Raw genomic sequence first — 12,988 nt, 5'->3', positions numbered from 1 at the left:
GAGACAGAAGATGCAAGACCCTATCGTCATCGTATCGGCCGTGCGCACGCCCATGGCCGCTTTCCAGGGCGAGTTCGCCTCGCTCACGGCCCCGCAGCTCGGCGCCGCCGCCATCCGCGCCGCGGTGGAGCGCGCCGGCCTCAAGCCGGAGCAGGTCGAGGAAGTGGTGTTCGGCTGCGTGCTGCCGGCCGGCCAGGGCCAGGCGCCGGCGCGCCAGGCTGCGCTTGGCGCGGGCCTGCCGCTGTCGGTGGGCTGCACCACGGTCAACAAGATGTGCGGCTCCGGCATGCGTGCGGCCATGAACGTGTTCGACGGCCTGCTGGCCGGCTCCTTCGAGATCGCGGTGGCCGGCGGCATGGAAAGCATGACCAATGCGCCCTACCTGATTCCCAAGGGCCGCGGCGGCTACCGCATCGGCCACGGCATGATCTATGACCACATGATGCTGGACGGCCTCGAGGATGCCTACGACAAGGGCCGCGCCATGGGAACCTTCGGCGAGGACTGCGCGGCCAAGTACGGTTTCACGCGCGAGCAGCAGGACACCTTCGCCATCGAGAGCGTGCGCCGCGCCCAGCAGGCCACCGAGGCTGGCGACTTCCGCTGGGAGATCACGCCGGTGACCGTGTCCGGCAAGGGCGGCGACACGGTGATCGACACCGACGAAGGCCCGCGCCGCATCAAGCTCGACAAGATCCCGTCGCTCAAGCCGGCCTTCGCCAAGGACGGCACCATCACCGCCGCTTCGTCCTCGTCGATCAATGACGGCGCCTCGGCGCTGGTGATGATGCGCGAATCCACCGCGGCCCGCCTCGGCCTGGTGCCGCTGGCACGCATGCTCGGCCACACCACCCATGCGCAGGCGCCCGGCTGGTTCACCACCGCGCCGGTCGAGGCGATCGCCAAGCTGTACCGCAAGCTCGACTGGAACACCGGCAGCGTCGACCTGTTCGAGATCAACGAGGCCTTCGCGGTGGTGCCGATGGCGGCCATGCACGACCTGGAGATCCCGCGCGACAAGGTCAATATCCACGGCGGCGCCTGCGCGCTGGGCCATCCGATCGGTGCCTCGGGGGCGCGTATCATGACCACGCTGATCGGCGCGCTGCGCAAGACCGGCGGCAAGCGCGGCGTGGCCAGCCTGTGCATCGGCGGTGGCGAAGCCACCGCGGTCGGCATCGAGCTGGTCTGAGCCAGGTGCGGCGCCGGCCTCAGCGGGCCGGCGCCGTGCGGGCCTTTTCGGCGGGCCGGCGTGCCGCCGGCCCCGTGCAACCCCTTCCCTGATCTAGGAGCCCATCCGTGTCCACAGTCCTCATTCTCGGCGCCTCGCGCGGCATCGGCCTGGAGTTCGTGCGCCAGTACCGCGCCGACGGCCATCGCGTGATCGCCACCGCGCGCAGCGAGGCCGGCATCGAGGCCTTGCAGGCGCTCGGCGCCGAAGCGCATCGCGTCGACCTGACGGATCCGGCCGCGGTGGCCGGCCTGGGCTGGAAGCTCGACGGCGAAGCCGTCGACGTGGCCATCTACAACGCCGGCGTGATCGGCCCGCGCAGCGAGGGCGCGCAGCCCGTGCAGCAGCAGGACTTCGACGAGGTCATGCACGTCAACGTGCTCGGGCCGATGATGGCGCTGCCGCTGCTGCTGCCCCTGGTCGAGGCCGGCCGCGGCGGCCAGGGCGGCGTGCTGGCGGTGCTGTCGTCGCGCATGGGCAGCATCGGCGCCATGGACAGCAACCGCAGCTGGCTTTACCGCACCAGCAAGGCCGCGGTCAATGCCGTGCTCAAGTGCGTGTCGCTGGATGCGCGCCAGGCCACCTGTGTCGCGCTGCATCCGGGCTGGGTGCGCACCGACATGGGCGGGAGCGGGGCCGACCTCGCGGTGGAAGACAGCGTGGGCGGCATGCGGCGCGTGCTGGCCGGCGCGAGCCGGGCCGACAACGGCAGCTTCCACGCCTACGACGGCGCCGAGCTGCCCTGGTGAGCCCGGCACGGCGGGGCCGTGGCGGTCCCGCCTGCCAGCCGCTCTATTTGACGGACAGCGACCCCAAGCGACCCCAAGCGACCCCAAGCGACCCCAAGCGACCGAGAGCAACATGCTGCTGACCCCCGAACAGGAAATGATCCGCGATGCCGTGCGCCAGTTCGCGCAACAGGAGATCGCGCCACGCGCCGCGCAATGGGACCGCGACGGCACCTTTCCCAAGGACGTGCACCGCCAGCTGGCCGCGCTCGGCGCCTATGGCGTGGCGGTGCCGGAAGCCTATGGCGGCGCCGGGCTCGACTACCTGTCGCTGGCGCTGATCCTGGAAGAGATCGCCGCCGGCGACGGCGGCACCTCCACCGTCATCAGCGTCAACAACTGCCCGGTGTGCAGCATGCTGATGGCCTTCGCCAGCGAAGCGCAGAAGCAGCAGTGGCTGGTGCCGCTGGCGCGCGGCGAGATGCTGGGCGCCTTCTGCCTGACCGAGCCCCATGTGGGCTCCGATGCCTCCGCGCTGCGCACCACGGCGCGCCGCGACGGCGACCACTACGTGCTCGACGGCGTCAAGCAGTTCATCACCAGCGGCAAGCATGCCGACGTGGCCATCGTGCTGGCGGTGACCGACAAGACCGCCGGCAAGCGCGGCATCAGTGCCTTCCTGGTGCCGACCGGCACGCCCGGCTACGTGGTGGCGCGGCTGGAGGACAAGCTCGGCCAGCATTCGTCGGACACCGCCCAGATCGTCTTCGAGAACTGCCGCATCCCGGCGGCCAACCTGCTGGGCGAGGAGGGCGGCGGCTACAAGATGGCGCTGTCCGGCCTGGAGGGCGGGCGCATCGGCATCGCTTCGCAGAGCGTCGGCATGGCGCGCGCGGCACTGGAGGCGGCGCTGGCCTACGCCAAGGAGCGCGAGAGCTTCGGCCAGCCGCTGTTCCAGCACCAGGCGGTGCAGTTCCGCCTGGCCGAGATGGCCACGCGCATCGAGGTGGCGCGGCAGATGGTCTGGCATGCCGCTTCCCTGCGCGACGCCGGCCGGCCGTGCCTGAAGGAGGCGGCCATGGCCAAGCTGTTCGCCAGCGAGATGGCCGAGCGCGTCTGCTCGGATGCCATCCAGGTGTTCGGCGGCTATGGCTATGTCAGCGATTTCCCGGTCGAGCGCATCTACCGGGACGTGCGCGTCTGCCAGATCTACGAAGGCACCAGCGACATCCAGAAGATCCTGATCGCACGCGCGCTGGCCTGAGGCCGGCGCCGGCATCGCCGTTTTCACAAGCCCCCGCATGCGGAGCCCCTGACATGACAGCTGCCATCGACTTCTACTTCGACTTCTCCTCCCCCTACGGCTACTTCGCCAGCACGCGCATCGACGAGCTGGCACAGAAGTACGGCCGCATCGTTTCCTGGCACCCCATCCTGCTGGGTGTGGTGTTCAAGACCACGGGCAGCGCGCCGCTGCCGCAGCTGCCGCTCAAGGGTGACTACGCCTGGCGCGACTTCGAGCGCACCGCGCGCTTCCACGGCATCGAGTACCACCGTCCGACGCACTTTCCGCTGCCGACCACGCAGGCCGCGCGGGCCGTGCTGTGGCTGCAGAATCACCATGGCGAAGATCTGGCCGCGGCCTTCGCCAAGGCGGTCTATCATGCGTTCTTCGTCGAGGACGTGAACATCGCCGAGCCGGCCGAGCTGGTCAAGCTTGCCGATGCGCTCGGCATCGATGGCCGCGCCATGGATGCCGGCGCCAGCAGCCCGCAGATCAAGGAACAGCTCAAGGCCGAGATCGAGGTGGCGATGGCCAAGGGCGTGTTCGGCTCGCCCTTCGTCATCATCGACGGCGAGCCCTTCTGGGGCTTCGACCGCTTCGACCAGATCGAGGCCCATCTCAAGAGCGGCCGCCCGACCGCGCTGCGCGCGGTGGCGCCGCCCGATACCAGCAAGGAAAAGAAACCGGCATGAATGCAGTAACTCCCCGGCACGCGCGCAAGTTCGATTGCGTGATCTTCGATTGCGACGGCGTGCTCGTCGACAGCGAGCCCATCGTCAACCGCGTGCTGAACCAGATGCTCAATGAACTGGGCATCGGCATCTCGCTGGAGGAATCCACGCGGATGTTCCTGGGCCGCGCCGTGCGCGAGGAACTGGACACCATTGCACGCCTGCGCGGCGCGCCGCTGCCGGACAACTGGCTGTCGACCTGGCTGGCGCGGCGCAACGCCGTGCTGGAGGCCGAGGTCGAGGCCATCGAGCACGTGCGCGACGCGGTCGCGGCCATTGCCGCCACCGGCATGCCGGTGTGCGTGGCGTCGGGTGCCGACCGCATCAAGGTCAAGCTGCAGCTCGGCCGCACCGGCCTGCTCGAACTGTTCCAGCAGGATGCGCGCGAGCATGTCTTCTCCGCCACCGAGGTCAAGCGCAGCAAGCCCGCGCCCGACGTCTACCTGCTGGCGGCCGAGACCATGGGCGTGGTGCCGGCGCGCTGTGCCGTGGTCGAGGACAGCCCGGCAGGTGCCACCGCCGGTGTCGCGGCGGGCATGACCGTGTTCGGCTACGCGGCGCGCAATGACGCTGTGCAGTTGCGCGATGCCGGCGCCAGCGCGATCTTCGCCGACATGCGCGAGCTGCCCGCGCTGGTGCTGTGAGCGCGGCGATGGCGGGCAAGCACGCGCGCCCGGCCGCGGCGCCGCAGCCCTGTCCCTGCGGCGGTGCGGACTACGCCAGCTGCTGCGGGCGTTTCCATCGCGGGGAGGCCTTGCCCGGCGATGCGCAGACGCTGATGCGCTCGCGCTACAGTGCCTACGTGCTCGGCGAGGTCGAGTGGCTGCGGCAGACCTGGCATCCCTCCACCTGTCCGGCCGATCTCGCCGCCGATCCGGCCACGCGCTGGCTCGGCCTGGCGGTCAAGTCGCACGCCCAGGCGGACGCCGACCACGCCGAAGTGGAGTTCGTCGCCCGCTACAAGGTCGGCGGACGCGCCTGGCGCCTGCATGAACGCAGCCGCTTCGTGCGCGCCGCGCGCGCGCCCGGCGAAGCGCCGTGCTGGCTCTATGTCGACGGCGACATGCTGGGGGAGGGCTGATGGCAGCGCCCGCGGGCCTGCGCCGCGCCTGACCATGTGCCGGAAGCTGGCGATTCCATGACGAGGCGGCGCCGCACCTGTCTTGCACTCTTTGCCTGCGCGGTCCTGGGCTGGGCGGCGGCGGGCGGCGTTGCGCGTGCACAGCCGCCGCGCATCGAGGAGGACGTGGTCAAGGTGCCCAAGCCGGCCGGCCCCTTCATCATCGAACTGGAGGCCACCATCTTCAAGCCGGCGGGCGACGGCCCGTTCCCGCTGGTGGTGATCAACCACGGCAAGACGCACGGCCGGCCGGCCTTCCAGGCGCGCGCGCGCTATGCGGCGCAGAGCGCGGAATTCGTCAAGCGCGGCTACGTCGTGATCCTGCCCATGCGGCAAGGCTTCGCCAAGTCCGGCGGCCCGTATATCGGCGGCGGCTGCAACGTGGCGCGCAACGGCCTGGCGCAGGCCGAAGATGTGATCGCCACGCTCGACTACATGCGTACCCGGCCCTACGTGGACATGAGCCGCATCGTCGTCATCGGGCAGTCGCATGGCGGCCTCACCACGATGGCCTTCGGCACCTTGAGCTACCCGGGCGTGCGCGGCGTCATCAATTTCTCCGGTGGCCTGCGCGACGACGCCTGCCCGGGCTGGCAGGCCGACCTGGTCGAAGCCTTCGCCGGCTATGGCCGCCTGGCGCGCTATCCCTCGCTCTGGTTCTACGGCGACAACGACAGCTTCTGGCCGGCGCCGCTGCCCGCGCGCATGTTCCATGCCTATCGCGCCGAGGCGGAGGGCGCTGGCGCCGATGCGCGCCTAGTCGACTACGGCAATTTCGACGGCGACGCGCACCGGCTGTTCGGCAGCCGCGCCGGCATGGCAGTGTGGCTGCCCGAGGTGGCGCGCTTCTTCCGCGAGCTGGGGCTGCCTTTCGATCCGCTTCCCTGAAAAAAGCTGCCGTGCACGTTGTGCGCAGAAGGCGACGTGTCGCGTCGGCGAAGCATCAACTGCCGATCTTCTTCGCGTAAATCCGAATAAAACGCGTTCAAATCCGCTTTTGGTGAAGGTTTGCCAAGCGCCTGCCGATCTTCCTAACATGGCCCTCCGCAAGCCGTGCGGCGCCGTTCCGGCCGCTGTGCGCGCGCTCAACGAAGGAGGGTCCCCTTGGCACATCCGACAATTCCATCTCCCGCCGCCGCCCCCGGCAGCGACGGCCTGGCGCCGCACCCGACGCTGGGCCAGCGCAGCCTGCAGGCGGTCTGGCATCCCTGCACGCGCCTGCGCCCGGCGCCCGCGGCCGGCGAGCCGCCGCTGGCCATCGCGCGCGGCGAGGGCCCATGGCTGTTCGATGCGCAGGGGCAGCGCTATTTCGATGCCACCAGTTCCTGGTGGGTCAACCTGTTCGGTCACGCGAATCCCGCCATCAACGCCGCGCTGCGCGAGCAGCTCGACACCATCGAGCACGTCATGCTGGCCGGCTGCACCCATGCGCCGGCGGTGGAGCTGGCGGAGCGCCTGCGCGCATTGACCGGTGGCGCGCTCGGCAACGCGTTCTACGCCTCGGACGGTGCTTCGGCGGTGGAGATCGCGCTCAAGATGAGCTTTCACTTCTGGCGCAATACCGGGCTGCCGGCCAAGCGCGAGTTCGTCTGCCTGCGCCACAGCTACCACGGCGAGACCATTGGCGCGCTCGGCGTGACCGACGTGGCGGTCTTCCGCGATGCCTATGCGCCGCTGCTGACGCAGGCCCATGTGGTGATGTCGCCCGATGCACGCCAGGCCGCGCCGGGCGAGAGCGCCGCTGGCGTGGCCGCGCGCGCGCTGGCCGAACTGGAGGCGCTGCTGCGTGAGCGCGGCGGTCAGATCGCGGCGCTGATTATCGAGCCGCTGGTGCAATGCGCCACCGGCATGGCCATGTACGACCCGTCCTACCTGGACGGCGCGCGCGCGTTGTGCGACCGCTACCGCGTGCACCTGATCGCCGACGAGATCGCGGTGGGCTGCGGGCGCACCGGCACCTTCTTCGCCTGGGAGCAGGCGCGCGGCGATGCCGGGCCCGGCGCCGCGCCGCTGGCCGCGCACCTGTGGCCGGATTTCCTGTGCCTGTCCAAGGGCATCAGCGGCGGCTACCTGCCGCTCTCGCTGGTGCTGTCGCGTGACGCCATCCAGCAGGCCTTCGTCGCCGACGACGTGGCGCGCAGCTTCCTGCATTCGCATTCCTATACCGGCAACCCGCTCGCCTGCCGCGCCGCGCTGGCCACGCTCGACCTGTTCGCGCAGCAGGACGTGCTGGTCCGCAACCGCGAGCGCGCGCGCTGGCTGGCCGAAGCGATGGCAGGCCTGGCCGCCGACGCGCGCCTTACGCACGTGCGCCAGCGCGGCCTGATCTGGGCCGCCGACGTGCGCGCCGAACTGGCCGGCGCCGATTTCGCCGCGCGTTTCCACCAGGCCGGCCTGGCGCGCGAGCTGCTGATCCGGCCCCTGGGCCGCACGCTCTACGTGCTGCCACCCTATGTCTTCGATGCCGCGCAGGCCCGTTGGCTGGCCGGGCGGCTGCAATCCACGCTGGACGCCGTGCTGGCGCCCGCTGCCGCCGGCACCGCCCGGCGCGAGCAGAAGGAGAGTCTCGATGCTGCTTGAACACCTGAAACAGGCCGCCCAGGCGCGTGCGGCCAGTGCCCTGACGCGCCGTCGCCGCACCGCGCACAGCGCCTGCGCCCCCTGGCAGGACATCGCCGCTGCCGCCGATGCTGCCGATGCCTCGAACGCATCGGTGGCCGGCCCGGCCCGGCGCCTGCTTACCTTCTGCAGCAACGACTACCTCGGGCTGGCCAACCATGCCGCGGTGGCCGAGGGCTTCATCGACGGCGTGCGCCGCTATGGCGCGGGCAGCGGTGCCTCGCACCTGGTCAGCGGCCACTCGCTGGCGCATGCGCAACTCGAGGCGGAGCTGGCGCGCTGGCTGGCGCCGCACATTCCCGCCGCGCGCGCGCTCTACTTCTGCACCGGCTACATGGCCAATCTCGCCGTGCTGACGGCGCTCGGGAGCGCCGAGGCGACCTTGTTCAGCGAGGCCCTCAACCATGCCTCGCTGATCGACGGCACCCGGCTGGCGCGCGCCGCTGTGCAGCGCTACCCGCATGGCGACCTGGCGGCGCTCGACGCACTGCTGGGCGCGTGTACCAGTCCGCTCAAGCTGATCGTCACCGACAGCGTGTTCAGCATGGACGGCGACATCGCCCCGCTGGCCGGCCTGCTGGCGCTGGCCGAACGGCATGATGCCTGGCTCATCGTCGACGACGCGCACGGCTTCGGCGCGCTGGGCGCGCAGGGCCGCGGCGTGCTCGCCCACCTGGGCCTGGCCTCGGAGCGATTCGTCTACATCGGCACCCTGGGCAAGGCGGCCGGCGTGGCCGGCGCCTTCGTGGCGGCGCACCCGCTGGTGATCGAGCACCTGGTCAATGCCGCGCGTCCCTATATCTATACCACCGCCGCGCCGCCCGCCGTGGCGCACGCGCTGCTGGCCAGCCTGGACCTGATCGCCGGCGCCGAGGGCGATGCCCGGCGCGCCGCGCTGGCCGAGCGCATCGCCGAGCTGCGTGCCGGCCTGGCGCCGCTGGCAGCCGCCGCCGGCTGGCAGCTGCTGCCCAGCGACACGGCGATCCAGCCGCTGATCATCGGCGACAACGACGAGGCGCTGGCGCTGTCCGCCGCGCTGGAGGCCGACGGTATCCGCGTCGGCGCGATCCGGCCGCCTACCGTGGCAGCCGGCACCGCGCGCCTGCGCATCACCTTGTCGGCCGCGCACAGCGCGCAGGACGTGGCTACCCTGCTGGCGGCGCTCGGCCGCCATGCGCGCGCCGCCGGCGCGGTACCGGCACGGGAGGCCGCATGAACGCCAGCCTGCCCGCCGCGCTCCGTCCGGCCTCGCTGGCCTGCTTCGTGACCGGCACCGACACCGGCGTCGGCAAGACCCACGCGAGCGCCACCCTGCTGCACGCGCTGCGCGCCGCCGGCTACCGCGCCGCCGGCATGAAGCCGGTCGCCAGCGGCAGCGAATGGCGCGACGGCGCCTGGCACAACGACGACGTGGCCCGGTTGCGCGCCGCCGGCTCGGTCGAGGTCGCGCTGCACGAGACCTGCCCCTTCCTGCTGCGCACGCCGTGCTCGCCCCACCTGGCCGCGGCCGCGGAAGGCGCGCGCATCGCGCCCGGTCCCATCCGGACCGCCTTCGCCGCCTTGCGCCGCCAGGCCGAAGCGGTGGTGGTGGAAGGGGTCGGCGGCTTCCAGGTGCCGCTGCACCTGCCGGACGGCGGCGACCCGGATGGCGCCAGCGCGGGCTGGGACACCGCCGACCTCGCCGCCATGCTGGGCCTGCCCGTGGTGCTGGTGGTCGGCGTGCGCCTGGGCTGCCTGAACCACGCCATGCTGAGCGCCGCCGCCGTGCGCGCGCGCGGCCTGACCCTGGCCGGCTGGATCGCCAACCGGGTCGACCCGGACATGCTGCTGGCCGAGCAGAACATCGACACGCTGCACCGCACGCTGGGCGCGCCTTGCCTGGGCGAACTGCCCTGGCAGGTGGCACCCGCCGACGCCGCGGCCCGGCTCGACCTGGCGCCGCTGCTGGCGGCCTGGGTGCAGGCCGGCGCGGCGCCACGGCCCTGAGCAAGACATTGCCCCAGGCGCGCGCGCCTGGATCGAAAACCGAACGAGAAAGAGAAAGAAGAGGACCCCGATGAACCCGATCGAGAACACCACCGTCGCCACCATTTCCGCCGACGCGCTGCGCCAGAGCGCGCGCCAGCGCCAGGCCCAGCTGCCGGCCGATGCGCGCTGGAGCGTGGCCGATATCGCCGCGCTGTTCGCGCTGCCCTTCAACGACCTGCTGTTCCGTGCCCAGCAGGTCCACCGCGAGCACTTCGACGCCAATACCGTGCAGCTCTCCACGCTGCTGTCGATCAAGACCGGCGGCTGCGAAGAGGACTGCGGCTACTGCTCGCAGAGCGCTCACCACGACACCGGCCTCAAGGCCAGCAAGCTGATGGCGCTGGACGAGGTGCTGCAGGCCGCGCGCGAGGCCAAGGCCAGCGGCGCCACCCGCTTCTGCATGGGCGCGGCCTGGCGCAGCCCCAAGGAACGCCACCTGGAGCCGGTGATGGACATGGTGCGCGAGGTCAAGGCAATGGGCCTGGAGACCTGCGTCACGCTGGGCATGCTCGAGCCCGGACAGGCCCAGCAGCTCAAGGAGGCGGGGCTGGACTACTACAACCACAACCTGGACACCTCGCCCGAGTACTACGGCAAGATCGTCAGCACCCGCACCTACCAGGACCGGCTCGATACCATCGGCCACGTGCGCGACGCCGGCATCCATGTCTGCAGCGGCGGCATCGTCGGCATGGGCGAGACGCGCGAGGCGCGCGCCGGCCTGATCGCCCAGCTGGCCAACCTGGATCCCTATCCCGAGTCGGTGCCCATCAACAACCTGATGCCGGTGGACGGCACGCCGCTGGCCGGCGCGGACCGGATCGATCCTTTCGAGTTCGTGCGCACCATCGCCGTGGCGCGCATCACCATGCCCAAATCGATGGTGCGTCTTTCGGCCGGACGCGAGACAATGGACGAAGCCTTGCAGGCCCTGTGCTTCATGGCCGGCGCCAACTCCATCTTCTACGGCGACCGGCTGCTGACCACGGGCAACCCGCAGGCCGAGCGCGACCGCGCGCTGCTGGCTCGGCTGGACATCCGCACCGAAGGCTGGGCCGGATGATGCGCTGAGGCGGGCGGCGGGCGGCCTGGCCGGCGTCCGCCGCAGCTTGGCGGTGGCGCCGGGAGACCGGAGGATGGAGGAAACATGTTCCGCAAGATCCTGATCGCCAACCGAGGAGAAATCGCCTGCCGCGTGGCGGCCACCTGCCGCCGGCTGGGCATCCGCACCGTGGCGGTGTACTCGGACGCCGACGCCGACGCGCGCCACGTGGCCTTCTGCGACGAGGCCGTGCACATCGGCGGCGCCGCCGCGCGTGACAGCTACCTGCGCGCCGACCACATCATCGAGGTGGCGCGCGCCACCGGCGCCCAGGCCATCCACCCCGGCTACGGCTTCCTCTCCGAGAACGAGGGCTTCGCCGAGGCCTGCGCGGCCGCCGGCCTGGTCTTCATCGGCCCGCCGGCCTCGGCCATCCGCGCCATGGGCAGCAAGAGCGCGGCCAAGCAGCTGATGGAGACCGCCGCCGTGCCGCTGGTGCCCGGCTACCACGGCGAGGACCAGGACCCGGCGCTGCTGCGCCGCGAGGCCGACCGCATCGGCTACCCGGTGCTGCTCAAGGCCAGCGCCGGCGGCGGCGGCAAGGGCATGCGCGTGGTCGAGGCGCCCGAGGCCTTCGAGGCCGCGCTGGCCTCGGTCAAGCGCGAGGCGCTGGCCAGCTTCGGCGACGAGCGCGTGCTGGTCGAGAAGTACCTGACGCGCCCGCGCCACATCGAGATCCAGGTCTTCGCCGACAGCCAGGGCCACTGTGTCTACCTGTTCGAGCGCGACTGCTCGGTGCAGCGGCGCCACCAGAAGGTGCTGGAAGAGGCGCCGGCGCCGGGCATGAGCGAGGAACGCCGGCGCGCCATGGGCGAGGCGGCGGTGGCCGCGGCGCGCGCGGTGGGCTACGTGGGCGCCGGCACGGTGGAGTTCATCGCCAACCAGGACGGCAGCTTCTACTTCATGGAGATGAACACGCGGCTGCAGGTCGAGCACCCGGTGACCGAGATGATCACCGGGCAGGACCTGGTCGAGTGGCAGCTGCGCGTGGCCGCGGGCGAGCCGCTGCCGCTGGCGCAGGAGCAGCTGCGCATCGACGGCCACGCGCTGGAGGCGCGCATCTACGCCGAGAACCCGGACAAGCAGTTCCTGCCCTCGACCGGCACGCTGCGCTACCTGCGCACGCCGGCGGCGGTGCAGTTCATGCGCGGCGGCGCGGTCGACGGCAACCCGCACGGCCCGGCCGGCGTGCGCATCGACGCGGGTGTGCGCGAGGGCGACACCATCAGCCCCTACTACGACCCGATGATCGCCAAGCTGATCGTGTGGGGGCGCGACCGCGACGAGGCGCTGGCGCGCATGCGCCAGGCGCTGGCGGCCTACCAGGTGGTGGGGCTGTCGACCAACGTGGCCTTCCTGCAGCGGCTGGTGGCGTGCGAGGCCTTCGCGCAGGCGGACCTGGACACCGGGCTGATCGAGCGCAACCGGGCGGTGCTGTTCCCGCCGGCGGCGCCGGTGGGCATGGAGGCCATCGCGCTGGCGGTGGCGGCGCTGCAGGCGCGCGAGGCGGCCGAGCGCCGCGTCGACGAGGCCGATCCTCACTCGCCCTGGGTGCGTGCCGGGGCCTGGCGCCTCAATAGCCGGGCCCGGCGCGAACTGCGCCTGGCCAAGGCCGACGGGACCATCCTGGAGGTCGCGCTGGTCGAGCAGGGCGGCCGTGCCACGCTGTTCTTCGCCGACCAGGCCGCGCCGTTCGCGGCGGCCTGTGCTGCCGCGGACGTCCGCGTGGACCTGGGCACGCGCCGGGTGCACGGCCAGGTGCACGCCGACGGGGAGCGCTTCCACCTCTTCCATGATGGCCGCCACGACGTCCTGACCCTGCTGGACCCGCTCGCCCATGCCGGCGAGGGCGAAGGGGAGGGCGGCAAGCTGACCGCGCCGATGCCGGGCAAGGTCATCGCCGTGCTGGTCGAGGCCGGCGCCAGCGTCGTGCGCGGCACGCCGCTGCTGGTGATGGAGGCGATGAAGATGGAGCACACCATCAGCGCGCCGGTCGACGGTACCGTCGGCGAACTGCTGTACGCGGTCGGCGACCAGGTCAGCGAAGGGGCGCAGCTGCTGACCTTCGCCGGACGTGCCTGATACATGCCCGCGGCGCGCGCCGGCGCGCCAGGGCTGCGTCTGCGGCGCGGGTCTGCCACAAT

12 protein-coding genes are annotated in these 12,988 nt (G+C 71.6%); all 12 read left to right on the top strand.

All coding sequences use genetic code 11. The annotated features are described in order from the left end of the window. Positions 1 to 10 precede the first annotated feature (10 nt). The 12 genes from BKK79_RS09700 (at position 11) to BKK79_RS09645 (ending at position 12,926) form a co-directional block, all read left to right on the top strand. On the top strand, positions 11 to 1,192 hold the full coding sequence (locus tag BKK79_RS09700; RefSeq protein ID WP_071010732.1) for an acetyl-CoA C-acetyltransferase: 1,182 nt from the start codon (positions 11 to 13) through the stop codon (positions 1,190 to 1,192). A gap of 107 nt (positions 1,193 to 1,299) precedes the next feature. After that, positions 1,300 to 1,980, top strand: a complete 681-nt coding sequence (locus BKK79_RS09695; RefSeq protein WP_071010733.1) for an SDR family oxidoreductase — start codon at positions 1,300 to 1,302, stop codon at positions 1,978 to 1,980. Between the two features lie 112 nt (positions 1,981 to 2,092). Continuing rightward, entirely contained in the window at positions 2,093 to 3,223 is a 1,131-nt protein-coding gene (locus tag BKK79_RS09690) for an acyl-CoA dehydrogenase family protein (protein ID WP_071010734.1), read from the top strand. 53 nt (positions 3,224 to 3,276) lie between these two features. Beyond that, complete coding sequence (locus tag BKK79_RS09685) at positions 3,277 to 3,936, top strand: 2-hydroxychromene-2-carboxylate isomerase (protein WP_071010735.1); 660 nt, start codon at positions 3,277 to 3,279, stop codon at positions 3,934 to 3,936. Beyond that, entirely contained in the window at positions 3,933 to 4,619 is a 687-nt protein-coding gene (locus tag BKK79_RS09680; RefSeq protein ID WP_071037602.1) for an HAD family hydrolase, read from the top strand. Before BKK79_RS09685 ends, BKK79_RS09680 begins: the two co-directional genes overlap by 4 nt. Before the next feature lie 8 nt (positions 4,620 to 4,627). Beyond that, positions 4,628 to 5,056 carry a YchJ family metal-binding protein gene (locus BKK79_RS09675; protein ID WP_071037601.1) on the top strand — a complete coding sequence of 143 codons (429 nt, stop codon included), beginning with the start codon at positions 4,628 to 4,630 and terminating at the stop codon, positions 5,054 to 5,056. 57 nt (positions 5,057 to 5,113) lie between these two features. Next, the gene (locus BKK79_RS09670; RefSeq protein WP_083383915.1) at positions 5,114 to 5,983 is read left to right on the top strand and encodes a dienelactone hydrolase family protein; all 870 of its coding nucleotides are present in this window, start codon (positions 5,114 to 5,116) and stop codon (positions 5,981 to 5,983) included. Between the two features lie 216 nt (positions 5,984 to 6,199). Then, a complete protein-coding gene (bioA, locus tag BKK79_RS09665; RefSeq protein ID WP_084084625.1) occupies positions 6,200 to 7,675 on the top strand; it encodes an adenosylmethionine--8-amino-7-oxononanoate transaminase in 1,476 nt (491 codons plus the stop codon). Further along, complete coding sequence (gene bioF, locus BKK79_RS09660) at positions 7,665 to 8,930, top strand: 8-amino-7-oxononanoate synthase (protein ID WP_071037600.1); 1,266 nt, start codon at positions 7,665 to 7,667, stop codon at positions 8,928 to 8,930. The genes bioA and bioF overlap by 11 nt, the downstream gene beginning before the upstream one ends. Further along, positions 8,927 to 9,700 (top strand): dethiobiotin synthase, encoded by a 774-nt coding sequence (gene bioD / locus BKK79_RS09655; protein WP_071037599.1) that lies wholly within the window; start codon positions 8,927 to 8,929, stop codon positions 9,698 to 9,700. The genes bioF and bioD overlap by 4 nt, the downstream gene beginning before the upstream one ends. A 70-nt stretch (positions 9,701 to 9,770) precedes the next feature. After that, on the top strand, positions 9,771 to 10,805 hold the full coding sequence (gene bioB, locus BKK79_RS09650; RefSeq protein WP_071010740.1) for a biotin synthase BioB: 1,035 nt from the start codon (positions 9,771 to 9,773) through the stop codon (positions 10,803 to 10,805). 84 nt (positions 10,806 to 10,889) lie between these two features. After that, positions 10,890 to 12,926: an acetyl/propionyl/methylcrotonyl-CoA carboxylase subunit alpha gene (locus BKK79_RS09645; RefSeq protein WP_071037598.1), complete on the top strand. Its 2,037-nt coding sequence runs from the start codon at positions 10,890 to 10,892 to the stop codon at positions 12,924 to 12,926. Positions 12,927 to 12,988: the final 62 nt, after the last annotated feature.

Source organism: Cupriavidus sp. USMAA2-4 (genome assembly GCF_001854305.1).
Lineage (GTDB): Bacteria > Pseudomonadota > Gammaproteobacteria > Burkholderiales > Burkholderiaceae > Cupriavidus > Cupriavidus malaysiensis.
The sequence above is the reverse complement of the archived record's forward strand: the minus strand, read 5'-3'. Positions and strand labels throughout refer to the sequence as shown.

Bases quoted from the DNA above. Each gene is read 5' to 3' on its own strand.
- BKK79_RS09700 (WP_071010732.1), top strand. From the start codon at position 11: ATGCAAGACCCTATCGTCATCGTATCGGCCGTGCGCACGCCCATGGCC.
- BKK79_RS09690 (WP_071010734.1), top strand. From the start codon at position 2,093: ATGCTGCTGACCCCCGAACAGGAAATGATCCGCGATGCCGTGCGCCAG.
- BKK79_RS09685 (WP_071010735.1), top strand. From the start codon at position 3,277: ATGACAGCTGCCATCGACTTCTACTTCGACTTCTCCTCCCCCTACGGC.
- BKK79_RS09680 (WP_071037602.1), top strand. From the start codon at position 3,933: ATGAATGCAGTAACTCCCCGGCACGCGCGCAAGTTCGATTGCGTGATC.
- BKK79_RS09675 (WP_071037601.1), top strand. From the start codon at position 4,628: ATGGCGGGCAAGCACGCGCGCCCGGCCGCGGCGCCGCAGCCCTGTCCC.
- BKK79_RS09670 (WP_083383915.1), top strand. From the start codon at position 5,114: ATGACGAGGCGGCGCCGCACCTGTCTTGCACTCTTTGCCTGCGCGGTC.
- bioF (WP_071037600.1), top strand. From the start codon at position 7,665: ATGCTGCTTGAACACCTGAAACAGGCCGCCCAGGCGCGTGCGGCCAGT.
- bioD (WP_071037599.1), top strand. From the start codon at position 8,927: ATGAACGCCAGCCTGCCCGCCGCGCTCCGTCCGGCCTCGCTGGCCTGC.
- bioB (WP_071010740.1), top strand. From the start codon at position 9,771: ATGAACCCGATCGAGAACACCACCGTCGCCACCATTTCCGCCGACGCG.
- BKK79_RS09645 (WP_071037598.1), top strand. From the start codon at position 10,890: ATGTTCCGCAAGATCCTGATCGCCAACCGAGGAGAAATCGCCTGCCGC.